The 23,442-nt window shown below is 39.2% G+C and carries 25 protein-coding genes; 19 read left to right on the top strand and 6 right to left on the bottom strand.

Translation table 11 applies throughout. The annotated features are described in order from the left end of the window. Positions 1 to 31 precede the first annotated feature (31 nt). From GN303_RS03190 to glmM, 15 genes are all read left to right on the top strand, one after another. Entirely contained in the window at positions 32 to 781 is a 750-nt protein-coding gene (locus tag GN303_RS03190) for a YebC/PmpR family DNA-binding transcriptional regulator (RefSeq protein WP_110438796.1), read from the top strand. A gap of 5 nt (positions 782 to 786) precedes the next feature. Beyond that, positions 787 to 1,293, top strand: coding sequence for a crossover junction endodeoxyribonuclease RuvC (gene ruvC, locus GN303_RS03195; RefSeq protein WP_110438797.1), 507 nt, complete (start codon positions 787 to 789; stop codon positions 1,291 to 1,293). Then, the gene (gene ruvA / locus GN303_RS03200) at positions 1,290 to 1,916 is read left to right on the top strand and encodes a Holliday junction branch migration protein RuvA (protein WP_110438798.1); all 627 of its coding nucleotides are present in this window, start codon (positions 1,290 to 1,292) and stop codon (positions 1,914 to 1,916) included. The genes ruvC and ruvA overlap by 4 nt, the downstream gene beginning before the upstream one ends. Next, positions 1,913 to 2,971: a Holliday junction branch migration DNA helicase RuvB gene (ruvB, locus tag GN303_RS03205; RefSeq protein ID WP_110438799.1), complete on the top strand. Its 1,059-nt coding sequence runs from the start codon at positions 1,913 to 1,915 to the stop codon at positions 2,969 to 2,971. The genes ruvA and ruvB overlap by 4 nt, the downstream gene beginning before the upstream one ends. Before the next feature lie 5 nt (positions 2,972 to 2,976). Next, complete coding sequence (locus tag GN303_RS03210; RefSeq protein WP_158523872.1) at positions 2,977 to 3,441, top strand: YbgC/FadM family acyl-CoA thioesterase; 465 nt, start codon at positions 2,977 to 2,979, stop codon at positions 3,439 to 3,441. A 152-nt stretch (positions 3,442 to 3,593) separates the two neighbouring features. Beyond that, entirely contained in the window at positions 3,594 to 4,319 is a 726-nt protein-coding gene (tolQ, locus tag GN303_RS03215) for a protein TolQ (RefSeq protein WP_110439004.1), read from the top strand. 5 nt (positions 4,320 to 4,324) lie between these two features. Continuing rightward, on the top strand, positions 4,325 to 4,780 hold the full coding sequence (gene tolR, locus GN303_RS03220; RefSeq protein WP_110438801.1) for a protein TolR: 456 nt from the start codon (positions 4,325 to 4,327) through the stop codon (positions 4,778 to 4,780). Between the two features lie 25 nt (positions 4,781 to 4,805). After that, positions 4,806 to 5,807: an energy transducer TonB gene (locus GN303_RS03225; protein WP_408735527.1), complete on the top strand. Its 1,002-nt coding sequence runs from the start codon at positions 4,806 to 4,808 to the stop codon at positions 5,805 to 5,807. A gap of 55 nt (positions 5,808 to 5,862) precedes the next feature. Further along, positions 5,863 to 7,221, top strand: a complete 1,359-nt coding sequence (gene tolB, locus GN303_RS03230) for a Tol-Pal system beta propeller repeat protein TolB (protein WP_110438803.1) — start codon at positions 5,863 to 5,865, stop codon at positions 7,219 to 7,221. A gap of 224 nt (positions 7,222 to 7,445) precedes the next feature. Beyond that, positions 7,446 to 7,931, top strand: coding sequence for a peptidoglycan-associated lipoprotein Pal (gene pal, locus GN303_RS03235; RefSeq protein ID WP_110438805.1), 486 nt, complete (start codon positions 7,446 to 7,448; stop codon positions 7,929 to 7,931). A 149-nt stretch (positions 7,932 to 8,080) separates the two neighbouring features. Further along, the gene (locus tag GN303_RS03240) at positions 8,081 to 9,019 is read left to right on the top strand and encodes a tol-pal system YbgF family protein (RefSeq protein WP_110438806.1); all 939 of its coding nucleotides are present in this window, start codon (positions 8,081 to 8,083) and stop codon (positions 9,017 to 9,019) included. A 14-nt stretch (positions 9,020 to 9,033) separates the two neighbouring features. After that, positions 9,034 to 10,314: a tRNA lysidine(34) synthetase TilS gene (gene tilS, locus GN303_RS03245; protein ID WP_110438807.1), complete on the top strand. Its 1,281-nt coding sequence runs from the start codon at positions 9,034 to 9,036 to the stop codon at positions 10,312 to 10,314. 201 nt (positions 10,315 to 10,515) lie between these two features. Continuing rightward, positions 10,516 to 12,489: an ATP-dependent zinc metalloprotease FtsH gene (ftsH, locus tag GN303_RS03250; protein WP_110438808.1), complete on the top strand. Its 1,974-nt coding sequence runs from the start codon at positions 10,516 to 10,518 to the stop codon at positions 12,487 to 12,489. Positions 12,490 to 12,607: 118 nt separating this feature from the next. Then, on the top strand, positions 12,608 to 13,627 hold the full coding sequence (gene folP, locus GN303_RS03255) for a dihydropteroate synthase (protein WP_110438809.1): 1,020 nt from the start codon (positions 12,608 to 12,610) through the stop codon (positions 13,625 to 13,627). A gap of 50 nt (positions 13,628 to 13,677) precedes the next feature. Beyond that, a complete protein-coding gene (gene glmM, locus GN303_RS03260; RefSeq protein WP_110439005.1) occupies positions 13,678 to 15,033 on the top strand; it encodes a phosphoglucosamine mutase in 1,356 nt (451 codons plus the stop codon). A gap of 9 nt (positions 15,034 to 15,042) precedes the next feature. Here glmM and GN303_RS03265 read toward each other — a convergent pair whose 3' ends face one another. Continuing rightward, a complete protein-coding gene (locus GN303_RS03265) occupies positions 15,043 to 15,633 on the bottom strand; it encodes a type 1 glutamine amidotransferase (protein WP_156188445.1) in 591 nt (196 codons plus the stop codon). Between the two features lie 235 nt (positions 15,634 to 15,868). Continuing rightward, the gene (locus tag GN303_RS03270) at positions 15,869 to 16,405 is read right to left on the bottom strand and encodes a peroxiredoxin (protein ID WP_110438811.1); all 537 of its coding nucleotides are present in this window, start codon (positions 16,403 to 16,405) and stop codon (positions 15,869 to 15,871) included. 117 nt (positions 16,406 to 16,522) lie between these two features. Between GN303_RS03270 and GN303_RS03275 the strand changes: the two genes are divergently transcribed. Both GN303_RS03275 and ykgO read left to right on the top strand, forming a co-directional pair. Then, positions 16,523 to 17,440, top strand: a complete 918-nt coding sequence (locus GN303_RS03275; protein ID WP_110438812.1) for a hydrogen peroxide-inducible genes activator — start codon at positions 16,523 to 16,525, stop codon at positions 17,438 to 17,440. Positions 17,441 to 17,526: 86 nt separating this feature from the next. Continuing rightward, positions 17,527 to 17,652: a type B 50S ribosomal protein L36 gene (gene ykgO, locus GN303_RS03280; protein ID WP_110438813.1), complete on the top strand. Its 126-nt coding sequence runs from the start codon at positions 17,527 to 17,529 to the stop codon at positions 17,650 to 17,652. An 87-nt stretch (positions 17,653 to 17,739) separates the two neighbouring features. On the opposite strand, the gene GN303_RS03285 is transcribed toward ykgO, so the two are convergent. From GN303_RS03285 to GN303_RS03300, 4 genes are all read right to left on the bottom strand, one after another. Next, positions 17,740 to 18,480, bottom strand: coding sequence for an OmpA family protein (locus GN303_RS03285; protein WP_110438814.1), 741 nt, complete (start codon positions 18,478 to 18,480; stop codon positions 17,740 to 17,742). Between the two features lie 59 nt (positions 18,481 to 18,539). Next, the gene (locus GN303_RS03290; RefSeq protein ID WP_110439006.1) at positions 18,540 to 19,367 is read right to left on the bottom strand and encodes an inositol monophosphatase family protein; all 828 of its coding nucleotides are present in this window, start codon (positions 19,365 to 19,367) and stop codon (positions 18,540 to 18,542) included. Positions 19,368 to 19,537: 170 nt separating this feature from the next. Beyond that, the gene (gene efp / locus GN303_RS03295; protein WP_110438815.1) at positions 19,538 to 20,104 is read right to left on the bottom strand and encodes an elongation factor P; all 567 of its coding nucleotides are present in this window, start codon (positions 20,102 to 20,104) and stop codon (positions 19,538 to 19,540) included. An 86-nt stretch (positions 20,105 to 20,190) separates the two neighbouring features. Beyond that, positions 20,191 to 21,222 carry a lysine-2,3-aminomutase-like protein gene (locus tag GN303_RS03300; protein WP_110438816.1) on the bottom strand — a complete coding sequence of 344 codons (1,032 nt, stop codon included), beginning with the start codon at positions 21,220 to 21,222 and terminating at the stop codon, positions 20,191 to 20,193. 105 nt (positions 21,223 to 21,327) lie between these two features. Here GN303_RS03300 and epmA point away from each other — a divergent pair, with 105 nt between their 5' ends. Next, positions 21,328 to 22,314 carry an EF-P lysine aminoacylase EpmA gene (gene epmA / locus GN303_RS03305; RefSeq protein WP_110438817.1) on the top strand — a complete coding sequence of 329 codons (987 nt, stop codon included), beginning with the start codon at positions 21,328 to 21,330 and terminating at the stop codon, positions 22,312 to 22,314. 139 nt (positions 22,315 to 22,453) lie between these two features. After that, a complete protein-coding gene (locus GN303_RS03310; protein ID WP_110438818.1) occupies positions 22,454 to 23,191 on the top strand; it encodes a fasciclin domain-containing protein in 738 nt (245 codons plus the stop codon). Positions 23,192 to 23,442 lie beyond the last annotated feature (251 nt).

Below are 23,442 nucleotides of genomic sequence, written 5' to 3' on the forward strand. Positions count from 1 at the left end.
AATCAAACTGTAAGAATTAAGAGAAATATTAATGGCAGGACATTCGCAATTTAAAAATATTATGCATCGCAAAGGGGCTCAGGATGCCCGTCGGGCAAAAGAATTTTCAAAAATAATTCGTGAAATAACCGTTTCAGCAAAATCGGGTTTACCAGATCCAGCCGCCAATCCCCGTTTACGTGCAGCCATTGCGGCAGCTCGTGCTGTCAATATGCCAAAGGACAATATTGATCGTGCGATTAAGAAAGCCGCAGGTGGCGCAGATGGAGATAATTATCAAGAAGTGCGCTATGAAGGATATGGTCCATCCGGAGTTGCCATTATCGTTGAGGCATTGACAGATAATCGTAATCGTACAGCTTCAGATGTTAGGGCCGCATTCAATAAATATGGCGGATCCTTGGGGGAAATGAATTCTGTCGCATTCATGTTTGAACGTATGGGTGTTATTACCTATACCAAAACGGTTGCAAATTTTGATTCAATATTTGAGGCGGCTATTGAGGCAGAAGCGGATAATGTCGAAGAAAATGATGATGTTTATGAAATAACATGTGCGATGGAAAATTTCTTTGCAGTCCGTGACGCATTGGAAGCCCGGTTTAAAGATCCTGAAAGTGCAAAAATTGAATGGCGTCCATCCAATACAGTTGCATTAGATGAAGATAATGCTCGCACCTTGCTAAAATTAATTGAAGTTCTGGAAGATCATGATGATGTTCAGAATGTTTTTGCCAATTTTGACCTTTCGGACGAGATTGCTGAACGGCTATCGGCTTAAGAGTTGTGGTTAGAATTCTTGGGATAGATCCCGGTTTACGGTTTACCGGATGGGGGATAATTGATGCATGTGACAATCGTCTTACCTATGTGGCAAGTGGTGTCCTGTCTACGAATAGTGATCATTTTGTTCCTCAACGTCTCTGTGTATTAGCATCAGGTTTGGAAAAACTGATTGGTCTTTATCAACCTGAAGAGGTTGCGGTTGAAGAAACCTATGTCAACCGGAATGGCTCTGCCACCTTGAAATTGGGATATGCTAGGGGGGTGGCATTATTAGTACCCGCGCAAAAATATATTAATGTTAATGAATATGGTGCTAAAACAGTTAAGCGTGCCGTGGTTGGAACGGGAGCGGCGACCAAAGATCAGGTATCTGTTATGATTCAGCGTTTATTGCCGGGAGCCAAAATTCCAAGAGCTGATGCAGCTGACGCTTTGGCGATAGCGATTTGTCATGCCCATCATCGGATAAGTCAAATTCGTGTTAATAAAGGAACAATAATGGCATGATAGGACAATTGACTGGGCTTTTGATTGACCAAAATGACAGGGATCGTTGTCTCATTGACGTGAATGGGGTGGGATATGTGGTCTATGTTTCAAGCCGGACCTTATCAAAATTGCCTCGTCCTCCAGAAATTGCCCGTGTATTGATTGAAACCATCGTCAGAGAGGATGCCATATTACTTTATGGATTTGCTGATGGAAAGGAACAGGAATGGTTCAGGATGCTAACAACGGTACAAGGTGTTGGGGTTCGTATGGCGCTGGCGATTCAATCCGTTCTTACGCCGGATGAATTGACTTCGGCCATTATGACAGCTGACAAGGCAAGTTTAATGCGGGCTTCAGGTGTAGGGGCAAGATTGGCTACGCGCATCTTAACTGAACTGAATGGTAAAGTGGCTTCTGGTTCAGATGTGATTAATTCAATTACAATTTCAGGTCAGACAACCGACAATAATGAGACTAATATTGTTGTGGATGTGTTACTGGCCCTGGAGGGACTTGGATTTCGTCGAATGGAATCCCAACCAATCGTCGGGCGAGTGATTAAAGGTTTGAAAGAGAAAAATCAACCCCTTCAACTTGATCATATTATTCGAGAAGCTTTACGTGAGTTGGCCCGATGAAGTCTGAAATAAATCGTCCCATAGATGCAACAAAACGTCAGGAAGACACTGTGGAGGTTGCGTTAAGACCTCAATCTCTGGCTGAATTCATTGGGCAAAAATCATCACGAGAAAACCTTTCAATTTTTATAGAGGCGGCAAGACAGCGAGATGAGGCGTTGGACCATGTTTTGTTACATGGACCACCAGGGCTGGGAAAAACAACCTTGGCGCAGATTGTTTCCAGGGAGTTGGGGGTTGGTTTTCGTGCAACATCTGGACCCGTAATTCAAAGGGCTGGTGATTTGGCGGCAATTTTAACCAATTTACAACCAAGGGATGTATTATTTATTGATGAAATTCATCGATTGCATCCTTCAATTGAAGAAATTCTTTATCCGGCAATGGAGGATTTCCAACTTGATTTAATAATCGGGGAAGGACCTGCGGCTCGATCGGTTCGTATAGATTTGCCCCCTTTTACGCTTGTCGCAGCAACAACACGGTCAGGTTTGCTTGCCACACCTTTGCGGGATCGGTTTGGCATTCCGTTACGGTTGATATTTTATACAACAGATGAACTCAAATTGATTGTTGAAAGAGGGGCCTGTAAGCTAGGATTTGAATTGACTGAAGATGGGGCTGCGGAAATTGCCAGAAGATCTCGTGGGACGCCCAGAATAGCGGGCAGGTTGTTACGTCGTGTACGTGATTTTGCGTTTGTCAAGCATAAGAGTGAAAAAGCGGTTGATCGCGAGATTGCTGATGCAGCCTTATCAAGATTGGAGGTTGATCAGCTTGGATTGGATGCAATGGATCGTCGCTATTTATTGCGTATTGCTGAATTTCATCAGGGTGGGCCGGTCGGTGTTGAAACGTTAGCTGCGGCCTTGGCAGAATCAAGGGATACTCTTGAAGATGTTATTGAACCTTTCCTGATCCAGGAAGGTTTGGTTCTTCGTACAAGTCGTGGCCGTGTTTTGGGAGAGAGAGGCTGGCAACATCTTCATCTGAAACCCCCTGCATTATTAAATACTCAATTTGATTTGCTGGATAATGATGTGGAAGAGGAATGAAAATCATGGAGATCATCCCTAGTAATTCATTTGACAAAGGTATAAGTAATCCTGCTTTGGCGAAAGAGGAAGTCAAAACTTACCGGTTCAGGGTTTGTTATGAAGATGTTGATGCGGCAGGTATCGTCTATCATGCCCGTTATTTCGGAATTGCAGATCGCGCTCGGACAGAAAGTATACGACGGTTGGGTGGAACAACCAGTGATTTGTACAAGGATTTCGGCTTGATTTTGGTTGTGAGGGAAGCCGAGATTAAATTCCGAAAACCCTTGTATATTGATGAACTGGTTATTGTAAAAACAAATATAATCACAACTTTGGGGGCAAGTTGTTGGTTATCACAAGTTTTTTTCCGTAATGAAGAAATTGTGACTGAATTAAAAATTCAGCTGGTTTGTCTGAAGAAGGAAACCTATATACCAGCTCCTTTTCCAGCGGATTGGAAAAGAATTTTTGCTGCCATGATATAGGCAAACCAGTTCGAATAAATTTTTACTCATTATCAAAACAAGATTGTTTTTATTGGAAAAAAAATATATCAAATGGATATTGGAAAATAATAAATAGTCTCAAGTTATATATGAAATTAAATTGAGTGAGACTAATTGTGCAGGAGGCATTTTTGGATCCATCAATTAATGCAGCAAATCTGGCCACACCATCGGCCAGTTTGTCCCCTTGGGCGCTCTTTGTTCATGCGGCGCTAGTAGTTAAACTTGTTATGATAGGCCTGGTTTGTGCCAGTATTTGGGTATGGGCTGTAATTTTTGATAAATATTTTACCCTCCGCAAGGTTAAACGTCAGGCAGATGAATTCGAGGATTTATTCTGGTCAGGTGGGAGTCTTGATGAATTATATGAAAATATTGGGGTGAAACCAACCCATCCCATGGCTGCAGTTTTTAGTGCGGGTATGGGTGAATGGCGTCGATCAGCAAGAATTAATGGAATTGAGATGAGCAGTGAGGGAGTCAAACAGCGAATTGATCGTGCCATGTCAATCACTATTACTCGTGAAATGGAACGCCTTGAAAGATGGGTGACTTTTTTGGCAACAGTAGGGCCGGTGGCACCTTTTATCGGATTGTTTGGAACGGTGTGGGGTATCATGCATGCTTTTGCTTCCATTGCACAATCCAATAACACAAGTCTGGCAGTGGTTGCCCCTGGTATTTCAGAAGCATTATTCGCGACGGCACTGGGTTTGTTGACAGCCATTCCCGCTGTAGTGGCCTATAATTTTGTTAATAACAAGCTTAATTTATTTGCTGAAAGACTTGAAGGTTTTGCAGCTGAATTTAGTGCGATTCTTTCTCGTCAATCTGAAGCAAAAGAAAATCAGGAATAAAATCAATGGGATTTTCTTTAGAGGGTCGAAACAGACGGGGGCGTGGCAGACGTCCACAGGCAGATATTAACGTTACACCGATGGTTGATGTCATGTTGGTTCTGTTAATTATTTTCATGGTTGCGGCTCCTATGATGACAAGCGGAATTAATGTTGATTTACCAAAAACTGCCGCGAAGCCTGTAAATGCAGATACCAAACCGATTACTGTTACAGTCAGGGAAGATGGATCCGTTTATTTGGGAGACAATGTTGTAGATATGAATCAATTGGTGGAGCAGTTGAAAGTCATGTCTCAGAATGATTCTGAACATCGTATCTTTGTTAAGGGAGATCAGCATATCAATTACGGCAGGGTCATGGAAGTGATGGGACGTGTTACAGCTGGAGGATTTACGCATGTCGCGTTACTTGCACAAATGCCTGATACAACATCCAACCCTTCTTCAAAAACGCCATAATTGAGGATTATGTATTTTGCTGGGCATGTACCGTTCTGAGAGAAAAATTTTCAGATGCTCTTTTTTGGCATCAATCGGAACGCATTTTGGGGTTATCGTTCTGGCGATTCTATTATCATGGTTATTTCATTTTGCGCCTCCACCCCCACCCCCTGAAGAAAAACCAGTAGAGATTGAATTTACAAGCGATAATGCAGGACAAGAAGTTCCCGCTAAATCGGAGCAAGATTCCCCGAACCCGAATGCGCCTGCATTGGAAAAACTGGATGCTCCACCTGCGCCAACACCTACTAAAACTGAACCTGTCGAAGAAACGCCTCCACCTCCGCCTCCACCTCCACCAATGCCCCCTCCACCTGATGCGGTTGCAAAAATGGAAAAACAGGATTCGATTTTACCTAAAGCTGTTGAAACCCCCGCACCTGCAGAGGTAACGTTACCACCTACTGTTTCACCATTGGCATCCTCTTCAAATTCTCATGTTCCATCCCCACCATCACCAATGCCTATGCCCACTGCGTTACCTCAGGTGCAGAATTTCTCTCGATTGACAAAAATGGAAAAAGCAAAAAAAGAAATTCCTGATACACATTCACTTGAATCGACGTTGGATGCCTATCAAGCTGACCAGAAACAAACACATCCTCCCAGAGCCAAAGCAAATCCAAGACAGGGAGGGGCTCCTAATGGTGGTGGAGCGAGAAATGGCGATATCACAAGAGGGCTTTCAGCAGGTCAGCAGGGGAAAATAGCGGCATCTGTTCGTCGATGTTATGTTGAAGACACAGCAGCAAAAGATTATGCTAATTTTGTGGCACATTTAATTGTAACAATTGATGCTTCAGGAGAGGCTAGAATAGTTAAATTTGATTCAGTGACTCAGGCAAAAATGAATGCTGATTCAACATATAGGGCATTAGCAGAACGGGCAAGGGACGCCGTGTTAAGTCCTGTATGTTCAAAATTGCCGATACCTTCAAATCTGTTGGGAAAGACGGGTCAGATTCGTTTTGTATTCCGTCCATAATTATGTCTAAATTTGTAAGTTAATATGCATTATCAATAATAGGGAAAATAGGATTATGCGCTCAATAATTTCTGATAATGATGCTGATATTTTACGGGATGTTTTAATTCCTCGCCGAAAAATTTTGTATGGATGTGTAGCAGGTGGAATTGTGGCAACACCTTTATCATCTGCATTTGCGCAGCAAGCCGGCGGTGCAGATGAAATTACAGTTGATCGGGCAAGAAACGAGCCTATCCCTATTGTTATTCCTGATTTTGGTTCTGGGAATGGCGGCGCCATAACTCAGGTATTAACGGATGACTTGAATAATACAGGGTTATTTCGAGTTATTAGTAGTACATCACCAACCTCTACACCTGATTTTGCCGCCTATAAAGCCATGGGGGCTCGTGCTATCGTGACTGGATCAGAGGTGAATGGGCGAGTTGAATTTCGGCTATGGAATGCGTTGACCGGTGAACAGATTCAGGGAACAGCCTATTCGATTTCCGGGTCAGGTGCCATAAGTGAGGATCTTCGTCGTGTTTCCCATATGATAGGGGACGTTATTTATGAGCGTTTATTGGGGGATAAGGGATATTTCAATACACGAATTGCATATGTTGCACAGACCGGCCGCCGGTCAGATCCCACAAAACGTCTGGCAATCATGGATTATGACGGTGCTAACAGTCGAATCTTAACCAGCGGGCGCTGGCTTGTCTTGACGCCCCGATTCAGTCCTGTTTCTAATCAGATAGCATTTATGTCTTATGTCAATAACCGTCCTCGAGTTTACTTGTTTGATCTTCAATCAGGCAGACAAAGAATTTTGGGAGATTTTTCGGGTATATCTTTTGCACCGCGTTTTTCGCCTGATGGAAGGTCTGTCATTATGTCTGTAACAAGGGGAGGAGGTTCTGATCTTTATTCTGTTGATCTGGGTTCGGGCAGCAAACGTCAATTAACCAGTTCCGGGGCTATTGATACGAGCCCTTGTTATAGTCCTGATGGATCTCAAATTGTTTTTTCTTCAGATCGGGGTGGAAGACAGCAATTATACATAATGAGTGCAAATGGTGGTGGAGTCCGACGTATTTCTTATGGAAACGGTAGTTATGCAGGCCCCGTATGGTCACCAAGAGGTGACCTTATTGCGTTTGTGAGAATTGGCGGCGGTGGATTCTCATTGGGTGTTATGGCGCCTGACGGTACTGGAGAAAGAATTTTAACCCAAGGTTTCACTGTCGAAAGCCCAACATTTTGTTCAAATGGCCGTGTTATGGCGTTCTGTAACCAATCGTCTGCCGGTGCGCGTGGAAGTGGTTTTTCTTCATCCATCAAGATGATTGATGTTTCCGGTTTTCATGAGAGAAGCATTCCTACATCAACGATGGCGATGGATCCTTCTTGGTCTTCTGGCAACAGTTAAAATAAATTTTGGAAATAAAATAAAATTATTGCGGTAAAAAATTCAATTTTTGCTAAAATCGCTTGTGTATTTAACTTGTTTAGATATAAATGAAAGACTAGAATTGAAATTGATATGTCTTTCATAAAATAAGACTTTTTGGATTTTGATTTTGATTTTTTTAGGCAATATTTACCAACATAAAAGTTGAGAAAATAGAAAGCCGTTTTGTAGGAATACATACAATGAATATAAAGCTTATTAGTGCTTTTGGTGCTGCGTTATTACTAGCAGCATGTTCTGGCGGAGATCATAAAGGTGCGACAACCGGTAATGGTGGTGGAACACAAGCTCCAACCGTGAGCGGTCCAGTTCCTGGAAGTCAAGCTGATTTAGTTGCTAATGTTGGTGATCGTGTTTTCTTTGAATTCAATTCAAACAAATTAACGGATGATGCTCGCGCAACCTTGAATCGTCAGGCTGATTGGTTGAAAAAATATCCAAATGTCCAGGTCATGATTGCCGGTAACTGCGATGATCGCGGCACAGAAGAATATAATATTGCATTAGGGTCTCGCCGCGCAAATGCAGCTCGGGATTATTTGGTATCCTTGGGCGTTGCATCAGATCGTATGACAACCATTTCATATGGTAAGGATAAACCTATTGCTGAAGGTGACAACGAAGAAGCATGGTCACAGAACCGTAATGCGACTACTTCAGTTCGTTAATTCCTAGCTCGATAACTTTTCAATAAAAGCCGGTAATACGTATATACGTTATGCCGGCTTTTTGTTATGTAATGTAAAAGAACGTAATTTATAAATGGTTAAAGCTTTTTGAATTTATTATCAAATGAGGGATAGTAAAGGGTTTGGCAATGATAACGAAGCAAAAACATTCAAGAATTTCTAATTTATTTTCAATTGATCATCCAAAGGTCAAAGGAAGTATAACAGGTTTATTTCTATCAATTATGATTTGTCCTTTTTACAGTAATGCCCAGGAAAATAACAGTCGTCAGGTTATTGCGCTACAAAACCAGGTCGCACAATTAAAATCGCAAATCAGCCAGCTTCAGGCACAGAATACTAATTTTAATGATGATTCTGATAATTATCGTAAAAAAAAGCATAAAGATAAAGATGAGGATGATAGTTTATCAACAAATAACGGTTTACTTCCCGATTTAGTTAGCCGGATAAACAATCTAGAAGATCAGCAAAGGGTTATGAGAGGCGAAATTGATGATTTGTCAAACCAATTGAAAACTCAAAATGATCTTATCAATAAAAAAATTGATGATATGAATTTTGCTGCTGGTCGTGGAGGCGCTTCCAATGGTTCTTCAGATGATGTGGTAACTGATTCAAAAAGTGAGGTTTCTAAAAAATCATCAATTTCCGATGATTCAGGAACAATTAAATCTGCAAAACCTGAAACAGGTTCAACCTTGAGAGATGGTCAACAGGCATTGTTGAATGGTAATTTTCAGATCGCAGAATCCATCGCCCAAAAAATTTTATCCACGCCTGAAGGTGCCAAGTCCCCTAGTGCACGATATTTGCTGGCTCAGGCTCAGGCTGGACAAGGAAATTTCAAGGCTTCATCAGTAAATTATTATGCTGTTTATAAAAATTTTCCTAAATCTCCCAAGGCTCCATCTGCTTTGTTGGGTGTAGGATATTTAATGTTAAAAAATGGCAAGGTTCAGGAAGCTTGTCAGGCTGTAAGTCTGCTTCATAGTAAATATCCAAATGTTTCAACCCAGGTGAAATCTTCTGCCTTGAATTTAAGTCGTAAAGCTAAATGTTCTTGATTTGTTAAATCTGTATGGATGATATTTTAAAACCTGTATCTCAAGATGAATTTAATTCTTGTATTGAGTCATTGGGACCTTGGGGTAATGATGATGAAAAGTTGCCACCCATTGTATTGGCTGTATCTGGTGGTGCAGATAGTTTGTGTCTTGCATTGTTGGCATCCCGTTGGCGACGAAATGTATTTTCTTTAATTGTAGATCATGGAATTCGGTCAAATTCGGCTATAGAGGCAGCACTTACACAAGAAAGATTGAAGGATCTTGGAATTGAATCAAAAGTTCTGACATTAGATAATCTAAAACCTGGAGCCGCATTGGAAGAAAGAGCGCGTATTGAGCGTTACAAAATATTAATTCAGACATGTTGTAAAATGGGAAGCATAGATTTGCTTTTGGGTCATCATGCTGGGGATCAGGCGGAAACTGTACTGATGCGAATACGTGCCGGAAGTGGTGAGGATGGAATTGCCGCTATGGCTGCTATTACGGATTTGCCGCAGATAAGGTTAATAAGACCTTTACTATCGATCGCACCACAACGTTTGAGAATAACCTTAAAACAGGAAGGGATTATATGGGTCGAGGATCCATCCAATCAGGATCTAAAATTTCAGAGAAATCAGGTGAGAAAGGAATTGTCGTCGGCCTGGGCATCTTCAGGATCTGTTTCAATACTATTACATCGCTCGCGGGAAGAGAGTAAAAAAAGAATGAAAAAAGATCAGGATCAGGCTGTTTTTGTTACAGAAAACATTTTGATCAGATCAGAAGGATTTGCTTATTTTTCCACCAAAGGTATGGATGAAAGAACGCTGGGTGCTTTAATCAGAACAATTTCCGGTTCTGTGTATGCACCCTTGCAGAAATCAATTAATCGGCTTGTTCAATCAATGCGCAAAGTTACTCTTGGTGGCGTACAAATTATGCCAGCTGGAAGGTTGGGAAATGGTTGGTTGATGATTAGAGAAACAACTGTTATTGAAAAGGCAAAAATGGCCCGGCCAAATACGATTTGGGATTATCGTTTTCGAGTTATTATGCCAGAATATGATATTAGTGATAAAGTTACGATTGCTGCATTAGGTAAATCTTACAAACAGTTTTCATGTAGAGAGGGATTGCCTGTTTGCATTTTGAAAACATTACCCGCTTTTTGGCATAATGATAAATTATTGGCTGTGCCTCATTTGGGAATATATTCGGACGAGTCCGTTAAAGAATGGGATATTGTTTTCCAGCCTAGACAATCCTTGACACAAAGTCATCTTTTTTCGACCACAAAATTAGCTTAATTATGTAATTATGTTTATAATAAATCGGTTTAAATTCAATATTTTTAAGGAAAAATATTTTTTAGGGTAGGAAAGATTTGTTTCAGTTCTTATGTTATTAAGTAAGAGATAAATTGTAATATGAAGAATATAAAATGATATATATTAAATATTCTTTTTTTAAAAACGTGTTTATCCTAAAACATGGAAATATAAAGTAGAATGAAAAATTTTGGGCGTAATTTAAGTTTATGGATACTCGTTATTGTATCAGTAATGTTAGTGGTTGGATATTTTCGACCAAGCAGTAATGTTGTTGTGGACAATCAAGTTAGTTATTCTAAATTCCTAGGCGATGTTAACGCTGGAAATGTTAAATCAGTTGTCATACAGGACCGGTATTTAACTGGAACAAGTCAGGATGGCAAGAAATTTCAAACCTATTTGCCAACACAGGATACTTCGCTTTTATCAACCCTCACTGACCATAAAGTTACGATAGAGGTTAAACCTGTTGATAATCATCCAAATCTTTTTTGGCAGCTTGTATTGAATTTATTGCCAACCTTGCTGATTATCGGTTTATTTATTCTTCTTATGCGCAATATGCAAAGCGCAGGGGGAAAGGCAATGGGATTTGGTAAATCCAAGGCCCGTTTGCTGACTGAAAAACAGGGACGTGTCACGTTTGCGGATGTGGCGGGAATTGATGAAGCTAAAAGCGAGCTGGAAGAAATTGTTGAATTCCTCAAAGATCCACAAAAATTTCAGCGGCTGGGTGGCAGAATACCAAAAGGGGTCTTGTTGGTTGGCCCTCCTGGAACAGGGAAAACCTTATTGGCGCGTGCGATTGCTGGCGAGGCAAATGTTCCATTTTTTACAATTTCAGGTTCTGATTTTGTAGAAATGTTTGTTGGAGTGGGGGCTTCTCGTGTTCGAGATATGTTTGAACAGGGTAAAAAAGCTGCTCCCTGTATTATTTTTATCGATGAAATTGACGCCGTTGGACGTCATCGTGGTGCCGGTCTCGGTGGTGGTAATGATGAGCGAGAACAGACTTTAAATCAGATGCTGGTTGAAATGGATGGATTTGACAGCAATGAAAGCGTAATTCTCATAGCCGCAACGAACAGGCCTGATGTTTTGGATCCAGCATTGTTACGTCCAGGAAGATTTGATCGTCAGGTTGTTGTGCCTAATCCTGATGTCGGGGGTCGTGAAAAAATCCTTCGCGTACATATGAAAAAGGTTCCGTTAGCATCTGATGTTGATCCAAGAGTAATTGCCCGTGGAACACCAGGTTTTTCTGGTGCTGATCTTGCAAATCTTGTTAATGAGGCGGCTTTGTTGGCTGCACGGTTAAACCGTCGAACAGTATCGATGCTAGAATTTGAAAATGCCAAAGACAAGGTCATGATGGGTTCAGAACGTCGTTCACTGGTCATGAGTGAAGATGAGAAAAAAATGACCGCGTATCATGAAGGCGGGCATGCCATTTGCGCATTATTTACTCCTGGATGTGATCCGGTACATAAGGCTACAATTATTCCACGTGGACGCGCATTGGGAATGGTGATGAGTCTACCGGAAGGCGATCGCTATTCAAAAAGCAAATCGAAATGTTTGGCTGAACTGGTTCTTGCCATGGGTGGACGTTGTGCTGAATCAATGATTTTTGGTCCGGAAAATGTTTCAAACGGTGCATCTGGCGATATCAAAATGGCGACGGATCTTGCACGACGGATGGTTACTGAATGGGGTATGAGTGAAAAAATTGGACTTGTTTCTTATGCTGAAAATGAACAAGAGGTTTTTCTGGGTCATTCCATGGGACAAGGTAAAAATATTTCTAGTGAAACCGTTCATGAAATAGAAGCCGAAGTTAAACGTTTGATTGATGATGCACATAAACGTGCAACAGCGTTGTTAGAAGAGCACAGGGAAGATCTTGAAAGATTGGCTCAAGGTCTTTTGGAATATGAAACTTTAAGTGGAGAGGAAATCAGACAGGTTCTTCGCGGTGAAAAAATTGAACGTAGCCTTGTTGATGACACGACAAAAAAATTGAGATCATCAATCGATGTGGCTCATCATTCAGGTGATAATGTTGGTTCTGATAAAATAAAAAAGGATGATGCTGGTCATGCTGATAATCCTGTTCCTGCAACAGGTGTTAATTTTGAGGAACATAACTAGGATTTTAATTTTTATGGATTAAAACTATTTTTTAAGTGAAAAGAATATATTCTTTTCACTTATTTTATTTGAGATTGATATTAGATGACAGTGTCATGGTTATAGTGTTAAGAATGATATGATTATAAATCCTACAGGATTTTTATTTGGAAATTCAGCCCAGTTTGCAATCAAAAATGAGCTTGCATTACCTTTTGCAGGTCAAGAAAAAAAAGTTGCCTTTTCAATGATTGAGATAATTGAGAATCAAAAACTGGAAATTGGGTATGTCAAAGATTGTTTTCATTCACCCTTATATTCTAATCAGATGAGAAAAATAACAACTGCCTCGCCTTTGGCTGGATTGCCTGAAGGTTCTCTAATTATGGGTATACTGAATGTAACGCCTGATAGTTTTAGTGATGGTGGCAAACATTATTCAAGTTCAACTGCTATTCGGGCCGCTCATAAAATGGTTGAGGATGGTGCGACAGTAATCGATATTGGTGGTGAAAGTACACGGCCTGGCTCTCAACCTGTGTCAACTAAAGAGGAATGTCGTAGAATTATTCCTGTTGTCAAAGCATTAAAAGGATGTGGTGCCTATTTGTCTGTTGATACGCGTCATGCTGAAACAATGAAATATGCCTTAGATGCAGGAGCTGATTTAATTAATGATATTTCTGCTCTTGATGATAGGGAAAGTGCACAGGTTATTTCTCAGGCTCAATGTCCTGTGATTTTGATGCATATGCGTGGAAATCCCCAGACAATGCATCAATATAAGAATTACAACAATGTTTTGGTTGATGTTTTTGCAGAATTGCAAAGAAAAATTCAAAAAGCGGTAAATGCAGGTATTCGTCGTGAAAATGTAATACTTGATCCGGGTATAGGTTTTGCAAAGAATAATTTTCAAAATATGGAACTTTTAAAAAAATTCGCCGCTTTTGCTAACTTAGGTTGCCGTTTGCTTCTAGCAGTCTCCAGAAAACGTTTTATTAGCGAAATTGCTGGAAAAATGAATTTTGAGAAATATGATGCCGCTACCATGATAGCGTCATCTCCAGCATTTTATTTTGGAAATTCAATTATTCGTGTTCACAATGTGCCCGCTGCGGTACAAAGCATGAAAATGTGGCAGACTTTATATGGTTGATTTCTGTCATATCAATTGTGATGTTTTATTGTTTAACATGGGAAAAATTAATGAAAAATCATAGATTACTTTTTGGAACAGATGGAATTCGTGGTACAGCCAATAGTGATCCTATGACGGTAGAAGTGGCACAGAAGCTTGGTCAAGCTGCAGGATTGATGTTCATGGCTGGAAAAGACCATAGAAGACATCAAGTTTTGATCGGCAAAGATACACGTTTATCAGGCTATATGATTGAAAGTGCCTTGGTTGCCGGTTTTTTATCGGCAGGAATGGATGTGATTCTGGTTGGTCCGATGCCTACGCCAGCGATTGCAATGTTAACTCGCTCCTTGCGTGCTGATCTTGGGGTTATGATTTCTGCATCACATAATCCATTCCAGGATAATGGAATAAAAATTTTTAACAGAGATGGATTTAAGCTTTCCGATGCACAGGAGCTTGAAATTGAAGCCATGATGCGATCTGATTTGTCAGGTCAATTGGCTGGTAATGAACATATTGGTCGGGCCGTACGTCTGGATGATGCAGCAGGTCGCTATATTGAGCATGCAAAGGCTTCTTTTCCCCGTGGGTGTCGCCTTGATGGTTTGAAAATCGTTATTGATTGTGCAAATGGTTCCGCTTATCATGTGGCTCCCAAGGCATTGTGGGAGTTGGGCGCAGAAGTTATATCGCTTGGATGTAAACCGAACGGTTTAAATATTAATAAAAATTGTGGCTCAACACATCCAGAAACGTTAATCAAATCTGTGTTGGAGCATAAGGCTGATTTGGGAATAGCCCTCGATGGTGATGCTGATCGTATGCTGTTGGTTGATGAAGAGGGCAAGCTTATCGATGGTGATCAGATTCTGGCTTTAATTGCATCTTCCTGGGATAGAAAAAAAATGCTCCAAAATCATTCAATTGTAGCGACAGTGATGTCCAATATGGGACTCGAGCAGTTTTTGAATGATACCGGAATTCAATTAACGAGAACCTGTGTAGGTGATCGTTATGTTGTTGAAAAGATGCGTCAACTTGGATGTAATGTTGGAGGGGAACAGTCTGGGCATATGATCCTTTCTGAATTTTCAACGACCGGTGATGGTCTTATTGCTGCATTGCAAGTATTGGCAGTTATTATTGAAGAGGGTAAAAAAGCAAGTGAAGTATGTAGAATGTTTATGCCGTTTCCTCAAAAGTTATATAATATTCGTTTTAACGGAAAAAACCCTTTAAATACCGAAGCAGTTAAAAAAGTCGTAAGGGATGCGGAATTGAAATTGGGTAAAGAGGGAAGAGTCCTTCTAAGGAAAAGTGGGACAGAACCCTTGATTCGTATTATGGTTGAGGCAAAGGATAATCAGCTTGTGGATCTTGTGTTACAGAAATTAAAACAAGTGATTGAAAATAATATCTAGGTATTGACTTTATGTAGTTAAATATGAAAGCATGTTGTCTATTATTTGATGATTTATTGAATAATATTCCTTTGGGACAGAAAGTATCTCTTTTATGCTTTGAACGAAAGGAGAGAGGGTTTTATCCTGATCATAACAATTTTCAATCATGTTTTGAATCATTGTTAAAGTCATTTCCGGATGGAACTGTAATCCAATTACATTATTCTTTATCATAAAGGCCTGGTGTGGGCAACCTTGACTAAATGCGAGTAATTTGGCATGTGCTGGAATATCAAATTGTTCACCATGCCATAAAAATGTGACAAAATTTTCAGGCCATTTGATTTTCTTACTCTCCTTGGATTGAATTACCTGAATAGGAAACCAACCAATTTCTTTATGCTTAGCGATTGTAATATGGGCATTATAAATGTCAGCAATTAATTGAGCCCCCAAACAAATGCCTAGAGTTGGAATATTTTTATTTATTAAGTTTTTAATTAATTGTTTTTCTTTTGATAACCATTTATATTTTTTTTCATCATGAACACTCATGGGACCACCCATGATAATTAAAAGATTGATGTTATAGGAAAGAGGAATGTTTTTTTCATCCATTTCGTACAATTTCAAAATAATTGTTTCATATTGATGTATTTTTAGCCAATCAAGAATATAACCCGGTGTCTCAAAAGAAGCATGCTGCAAGATTAAAGCCTTCAAGATTGTTTCCTTTGGTATGTATGTTTATGTTAAAAATTTTGAAGAATTATAATAATATTATTAGCAAATTGAAATAAAAAAGCCTCTTGATATGAGATCAAGAGGCTTTGATGATTTATCAATGGATAAACTAAAGAGTTTTATCCCCTTTGTGCCAGCTGCAAGGACAAAGACCCCCGTTTTGCAAAGCATCAAGAATGCGAAGGAATTCTTCTGGATTGCGACCAACAGACAGGTCATTTGCACTGACGTGACGGATAATCCCTTCTGGATCAACAATATATGTCGCTCTTAAATCAACACCAGCTTCATAATGAAGAATACCTAATGCTGCAGAAAGTTCGCGCTTGTTGTCAGCCAGCATTGGAATTTTCAGATTTTTTAAAGTTTCATTATGAAGACGCCAGTTTAAATGAACATATTCAGAGTCAATCGATACACCGTAAACAGCAGTGTTACGTTCTGAAAATTCTGTTTCCATGTCGCTAAAAGCCGCGATTTCCGTTGGGCAAATGAATGTGAAATCCATAGGCCAAAAGAAAAATAATTTCCATTTACCCTTGTCGCTTTGATTATTGATCGTTATAAATTCTCCATTCAGTCCATCAGGACCAGCAGGAACAGTTGTAAGACTAAAAGATGGAAATTGATCACCAACAGTCAACATATTATTTTCTCCTAATAAAATAACATTATAAAATTTTTTTTGGTTCCTCTATTAATATGTGTAAAAAATGCTAATATTTCAAATGAAATATTTAGTAATGAATGATTGAAAAAAACGATGGAAGCACTCCCTTCGCCGCAACAATTACGTTATCTTATTGCATTGTCAGAATTACATCATTTTGGTCGTGCGGCAAATGCCTGCTCTGTCACACAGTCAACATTATCTGCAGGAATTTTAAGTTTAGAACGTCAGTTGAATGTCTCTATATTGGATAGAACAGCGGGAAAAAGGGTTGTATTTACACCATTGGGACAGGAAATAGCTGAACAAGCAAGAATTGCATTACAGGGTTTGGAAACGGTTCGTGAAATGGTAAGTTTTGCGCATGAACCACTTTCCTCTTCTTTGAGGCTTGGAATCATTCCCACAATTGCACCTTATATTTTATCTTTTTTGGTTAGGGAAATTCGGAAAACCTATCCAAAACTAACTTTGACTATTCAGGAAGATATAACTGAAAATCTAATGGAAAAATTATTCATTGGATATCTTGATTTATTGATTATTGCAATGCCCTGTTCCTGTGGAGGTGCGGATACCTATGCGCTTTATAAAGACAAATTCTATTTAATAACACCCAAGGATCATGTCTTAGCCTCTTTGGATAGGGTGTCATTACATCAGATTGATCCAAAAGAAATTATAATGTTGCAAGATGGTCATTGTTTACGCGATCAGACCATTGATATGTGTCGACAAAGTCAGACCATGAAAGCGGTCAACGATTTCAGCAACAATTTTGTCGCCTCTTCTCTGGATACGGTAATAAGTATGGTTGAAGTCGGTTTGGGAATTGCATTTATTCCCGAAATGGTTATTAAATCCGGTGCAATAGTAAACAAGGATGTAGCTGTCTGTTCTTTAGAGGGAAATCCAGCCTGGAGAACAATTGGCCTAGCCTGGCGTAGAAATTCATTGAGATCGGCAGAATTCAAGCAATTTGAAAAAGTTTTCCAAAAGCTTAAACTTTAGAAAATAATCGCTTTGCATTTGACATTTTTTAATTTTTCTTTATATAAAAAGGGACTTTTGTATTTATTGCCTGGGATGAATTAATTATGAAAATCAGAAATAGTTTACGTTCTGCGAAACTCCGCGATAAAGATTGTCGCATTGTTCGCCGTCATGGAAAAGTATATGTAATCAACAAGAAAAATCCGCGTATGAAAGCACGTCAAGGTTAGTTCTAAATTTGTTTTACTTTTTACAATCCTCTGTTTAAGAGGATTTTTTATAGAATATACAATTCAAACAATATGCGTTTAAAAAAGTTATTTTTTGTCTTTTACTAAATCTGAACGTACCATTTCAACATAATCTGGATTTGCATTTGTATTTGATTCCGGTATGCCTTTTGCAATCAAATAAATACGAGTGGCCGGAATACCCTGATTAATTAAGACAGCACGTATAGTAAGCCCACGATTTAAGGCGTTTCTTCTTGGTGTAGATATATCATCAACAGTTCCATGACTATATGCATTAAGGTAAATCTGAACGTTAGGATTCCGCTTAAGTACATTAGCCATATCCATTACCGTTTTCATCATTATTTCGTTTAATTCAGATTCATCTCCCTTAAAATTAATGATGGTGTGTTGATCATTAACCACGACATTTCCTTGGGCTTTAGGATTAATCTTAGGCATGGCAGGAGGGGCTGGTGGATGTAAAGGTACGTTTAGCTCTGGATCTCTAAAAACAGGGTTGGGAGGTGGGGAATTGGGAATTGACGGGATGGCAGCTTGTGTTTGTTTTGGTTTTGACTGTGAAATTTTGGCAGGATTTGTTGGTTGTTTTGCGTGTTTGGAAATAGAAGTTGCTTTTTTATTTTTTGTCGATTTTGGTTGGATATTTTTTGCAGGACCTAGATTATTCAAGGCTGAATTATTGACACTAACCTGGGCAAAAATCATGTTATTCCAAGAAGAAAACAATACGGTTGAAAATATGGTCAAATAATAAAGATGCTTTTTTTTTAGTGCCGATGCAGAAGATGATAAAAAAAACATTTGATGAATTCTCAACCTGTTAGAATAAAAGAATAACTAAAATTAATTATCATTAATTATCAAGGTTTGGAAATGTTTTCTAATATTGTCTCCCTAATTTTAGGAAAAAGCGCTGCATTTCCTGCAACGGTATTAACGGATATTTTTAGATCATCTAATGGATTTCCTTCAGGATCGGTTACATATCCGCCCGCTTCCTTGACCAATAGAATTCCTGCGGCAACATCCCAGGGTTTTAAATCCATTTCCCAAAAACCTTCATAACGGCCTGCTGCAACCCATGCTAAATCTAGGGCAGCGGCACCATAGCGTCTTATTCCTGCAATTTTTGGCATGACTGATTTAAGGATTTTTACAAATTTTTCCTGTTTATTAATGTCGGAAATGGCAAAAGGAATGCCAGTGGCAAGTACAGCCTGAAACATGTCTCGTCGAGAGGAAACGCGAAGGCGACGTTCATTCAGAAAAGCGCCGACACCCTTTTCAGCCCAAAACATTTCATTGGCAACCGGATTATAAATAACGCCGGCAACGATTTCAACCTGCCCTTTATCATTACGTTTCTGAAGGCCTATGGAAATTGCCCAATGTGGAATTCCATGTAAAAAATTAGTTGTTCCATCAAGAGGATCTACAACCCAGCGCCAGTTCCAGTTATCTCCCCCTGAGGCACCACTTTCTTCCATAAGAAAGGCATATCCGGGTCTCGCTTTACTGAGTTCTGTTTTAATAGTCGATTCGGCCTTTAGGTCTGCCTGCGATACGAAGTCCCCGGGACCTTTGACACTCACTTGCAACATCTCAACTTCATTAAAATCACGAAGAAGCGTGCGTGCAGCTTTTTGTGCTGCATTTTGCATTACGGTCATATGAGGGGAAAGTCGAATCGCCATTAATTTTTCCTAGAATTTATAAAAGGCATTTGAATTTTTCAGTTAGTATTTAACCTAACTTAATAATACAAATTTAAAAAGATGTCTTTCTTAATTGACTAAGATTTGACATCTTTTCTTTAGATCAAAATAAAAATGGTTTAGGTTTAAAACTATAAAAAAGCCTAATTTTTTGCTCTTTCAACATAGCTGCCATCTTCTGTTCGTACAACGATTTTTTCTCCAGCCTCGATAAAAGGGGGAACCATTGTTTTTACACCATTGGATAACATGGCGGGCTTATAGGAAGAACTTGCTGTTTGACCTTTTACCACAGGTTCGGCCTCAACAATTTCCAAGGTTACCTGAGGGGGCAATGTGACGGAAATGGGATCGCCCTCAACCAAATTGACTATGACCTTCATATTATCCTGCAGAAACGCAACCTGATCCCCAAGTATATCTTTTGGCAACATAAATTGTTCAAAAGTTTCCGGATCCATGAACACAAGATTATCACCATCTTCATAAGAGTAATTATATTCTTTGTCTTCGGTTAACAGACGTTCGACGGTATCGGCAGTACGCCAACGTTCATTGGTTTTGTTGCCTGTTTTAAGATCACGCATTTCGACTTGAATAAAGGCACCGCCTTTACCAGGTGTGATGATTTGCTGCTTAAGGACAGACCACCGACGTCCATCATGTTCAATAACCTGACCTGCACGGATTTGGTTTGCCTGTTGTTTCATAATACTCTCTGATGATTAAAATTCTAAAAAGACGGTTTATCGTTCTTTTTATATAAAATGGACTAGGCGTTGCTGCAAGATATAATTTAAATTTTATGATTATGATTTTTAGGGTCAAGAATCGAGGATGGTTTTTCGGGATCATAATAGTCTGGTCCCAATGGAACTTTTCCATACCCTCCAGGAATATCAAGAACATAGGTAGGCCAAGCTATACCTGTAACGCGCCCTCTTAATGCACGAAGTAATTCCTGTCCATTATTAATGGGTACATAAAATCGATTGGTGCCAGGCGCTTTATCCAGCTGATGTAAATAATAGGGCTTTATCCGCCATTCAACAAAAGATCTCAATAGGTTTTCCAGCGTATCAATATTATCATTCACATTTTTCAATAATACGGATTGGCTAAGAAGAGGTATCCCTCTCGAGAGCAAACTGCGAATGGCCTTGAATGCGTAAGGGGTAAATTCAGCTGGATGATTGGCATGAACAACGATCCATAGCGCCTTGTCTGTGTCCAGACTTTCAATAAAGATCTTGTTCATAAGAGAGGGTGCGGAAAAGGGGACACGTGTATGAATCCGTATGGTTGAAACATGCGGTATGTTATTTATTTCTTGTATAATCAGTTTCATTCGGCGTGGCGAAAGAATAAAGGGGTCGCCCCCTGAAAGAATAACTTCACGAATTTTGGAATGTTTTTCAATCCATTGAAGTGCTGCAATCAATTCTCTGTCATTAAGTAAACCGTGATCTGGGCCAACATGTTCCCTGCGGAAACAGAAGCGGCAATAGACAGGACAAATCTGTAGAGGTTTCAATAATACACGGTCTTCATAACGATGAACAATCCCTTTGATTGGTGATAATGCTTCATCTCCAATGGGATCATGCATTTCATCCGGGGTAATTTTCAATTCATCAGGATGAGGAATGTATTGTAGACCGATTGGGTTGGGGTCATTCTTTTCAAAATCATGAATAAGATTCACCATTTCAGGAGAAATGGCGGTGGCATAAAACTGTTCCAATTCTTGCAGAGGCTTTCTAATGGTTTGATCAATTAGCCTGGAATCAATTAAATCCTGAACATTTCGAAGTGTTTTTGATGTCATGAATTTTTTCTTGCTTTGAAGAGGAAAGCTTTTATTTAATTTAAATTGTTACATATTTAAAGACATAAATAAATTTCTCAACATAATAAGGAACCCTGCAATATTATGTCTGATCTTAGAGTATCGATAGCCGATCGTTTACCTTTATTGAAACGTCGTCAATGGATCATGAAATCCATTCGCAGTTTTTTTGATGCTCGAGGATACATGGAAATTGAAACGCCTTATTTGGTCAAAACTCCTGGGGAGGAAGTCCATTTACATCCGTTTCATTCGGTATATGAAACTCCTCAAGGAGAAAAACACAATCTCTTTCTTCATACCAGTCCAGAATTTTCCATGAAGAAGGTAATGGCAGAAATTCATCAGCCTATTTTTCAATTGGCACGGGTTTGGAGAAATCAGGAGGGAGGTAATATTCATTCATCAGAATTCACGATGTTGGAATGGTACAGACCAAACTGTTCCCTTGGTGATCTTATGGATGAATCAGAATTGCTGTTAAAGAGGTTATTGCCACCTTATATTGATTATAATCATTACAAGCTTGATTTTACCAAACCGTTTCAACGTCTGACAATTCAACAAGCCTTTGAGATTTATGTTGGTATTGACTTGCTTGATCTTCCTGAAGATGTTGCCTTATTGGCAAAGGCGGCAAAGGTTGATGCAAGGAATAATGAAACATGGGAAGATTTGTTCTTTCGTCTTCTATTGGAAAAAGTCGAACCGAATATAGGAAGACAAAATCCAACGTTCCTGACCCATTGGCCTTTAAGCCAAGCAGCCCTGGCAAAAAAGGATCCCTTGGATCCGCGGGTGGCTTTGCGATTCGAATTATATGCAGGAGGTTTGGAACTGGCAAATGCATTTGAAGAATTGACCGATCCACTGGAGCAGAGAAAAAGATTTGTTTACGATCGTCAGCGTCGTTCTGAATTATATCCTGAAATGAAATATTGGGAGATGGATGAGGAATTATTGCTTTCACTTGAAAAATTACCTGTGTGTTCGGGAATTGCCATGGGTGTAGATCGATTGGTCATGTTGGCAACAGGTGTGACCAATATACAGAATATATTATGGGTATGAATAACGTAGTTTTATTGATAGAAATAAATGATTGAATGCTTGTCGAAATGTTTATTACAAGTTAAATCATAAAGATATTATGTCTAATGTTTATTAAACGCTGGCAAGAGTAAGAATTTAATATAAGGATTTTGACAGGATGAGACATTTAAACGGTGGTAATTGGGCTGATAAAAATTATTTAAAAAAAATTTCAATTCAAATTTGTGGTTTTATAGGACTACTCTCATTAGTTAATTGTTCCAATAGTGGTGTCCCCGAGCATGAACGAGAATGTCAATGGCATGGGAGCCCATCCTGGTATTGCCGTCATACTGCCAAAGTTGATACATATTATACGAAAGGGAGCACAAAACTTTATTTTATTCCTTCTTACAATAATGTTAAAGAATTTCCAGTGCCTAATATGCCTGTTTATGCTGACGAATCATTGGATCAAACAGTAAGAGCTTCTATCGTGTTGGCGGATTATACGGCGGCATTGCGGAAAACAGGTCTGTTATCGATTATTGAACGTCGGGGTCCCTATACGCTTTTTGCAGTACCAAATGCACCAATGGAAAAGCCTAAATTTTTTGTGAATGGTTCATTGATGGACGTTCAGAATGAATCTTATTTGAAAAGATTGATGGGGTATACAATAGTGTTTGGAAGTTATTCACCTGAATATCTTAAAAAACTGGTATTGCAACATAATGGAACTTACACTCTAACAACCTATTATAATGATCCATTATATATTTCCTTGGACGATACTAAACAGCAATTGATAGTTAAAAACAAGGTTGGAGAGAGAAATAAAATCTGGGTAAATGGTATTCCCCAGGCCAATGGTTTCATATATGTGACTCAGGATTTACTAAATGTTGTTCCATAATTGAAAGAAATTTTGTAAATCGCAATAAAAGGTATGAAAGTCATTTTCAAATATAGGTTCGTATTATTTTTTTTATATAGTTTTCTATATTTCTATCCCTTTCATTGCGTGGGCATACCAGAATCAAATCGATCGTGATATACGTTAAAAAATTAAACAGATAAAACATAATACTCGTTTAATCATTTTTGGCAAAAAACAGCAATTGATCAAGTTTCAGCATTGTATTTAGCAGTTCATAATTATGATTT

The sequence above is a fragment of the Commensalibacter melissae genome (assembly GCF_009734185.1).
Lineage (GTDB): Bacteria > Pseudomonadota > Alphaproteobacteria > Acetobacterales > Acetobacteraceae > Commensalibacter > Commensalibacter melissae.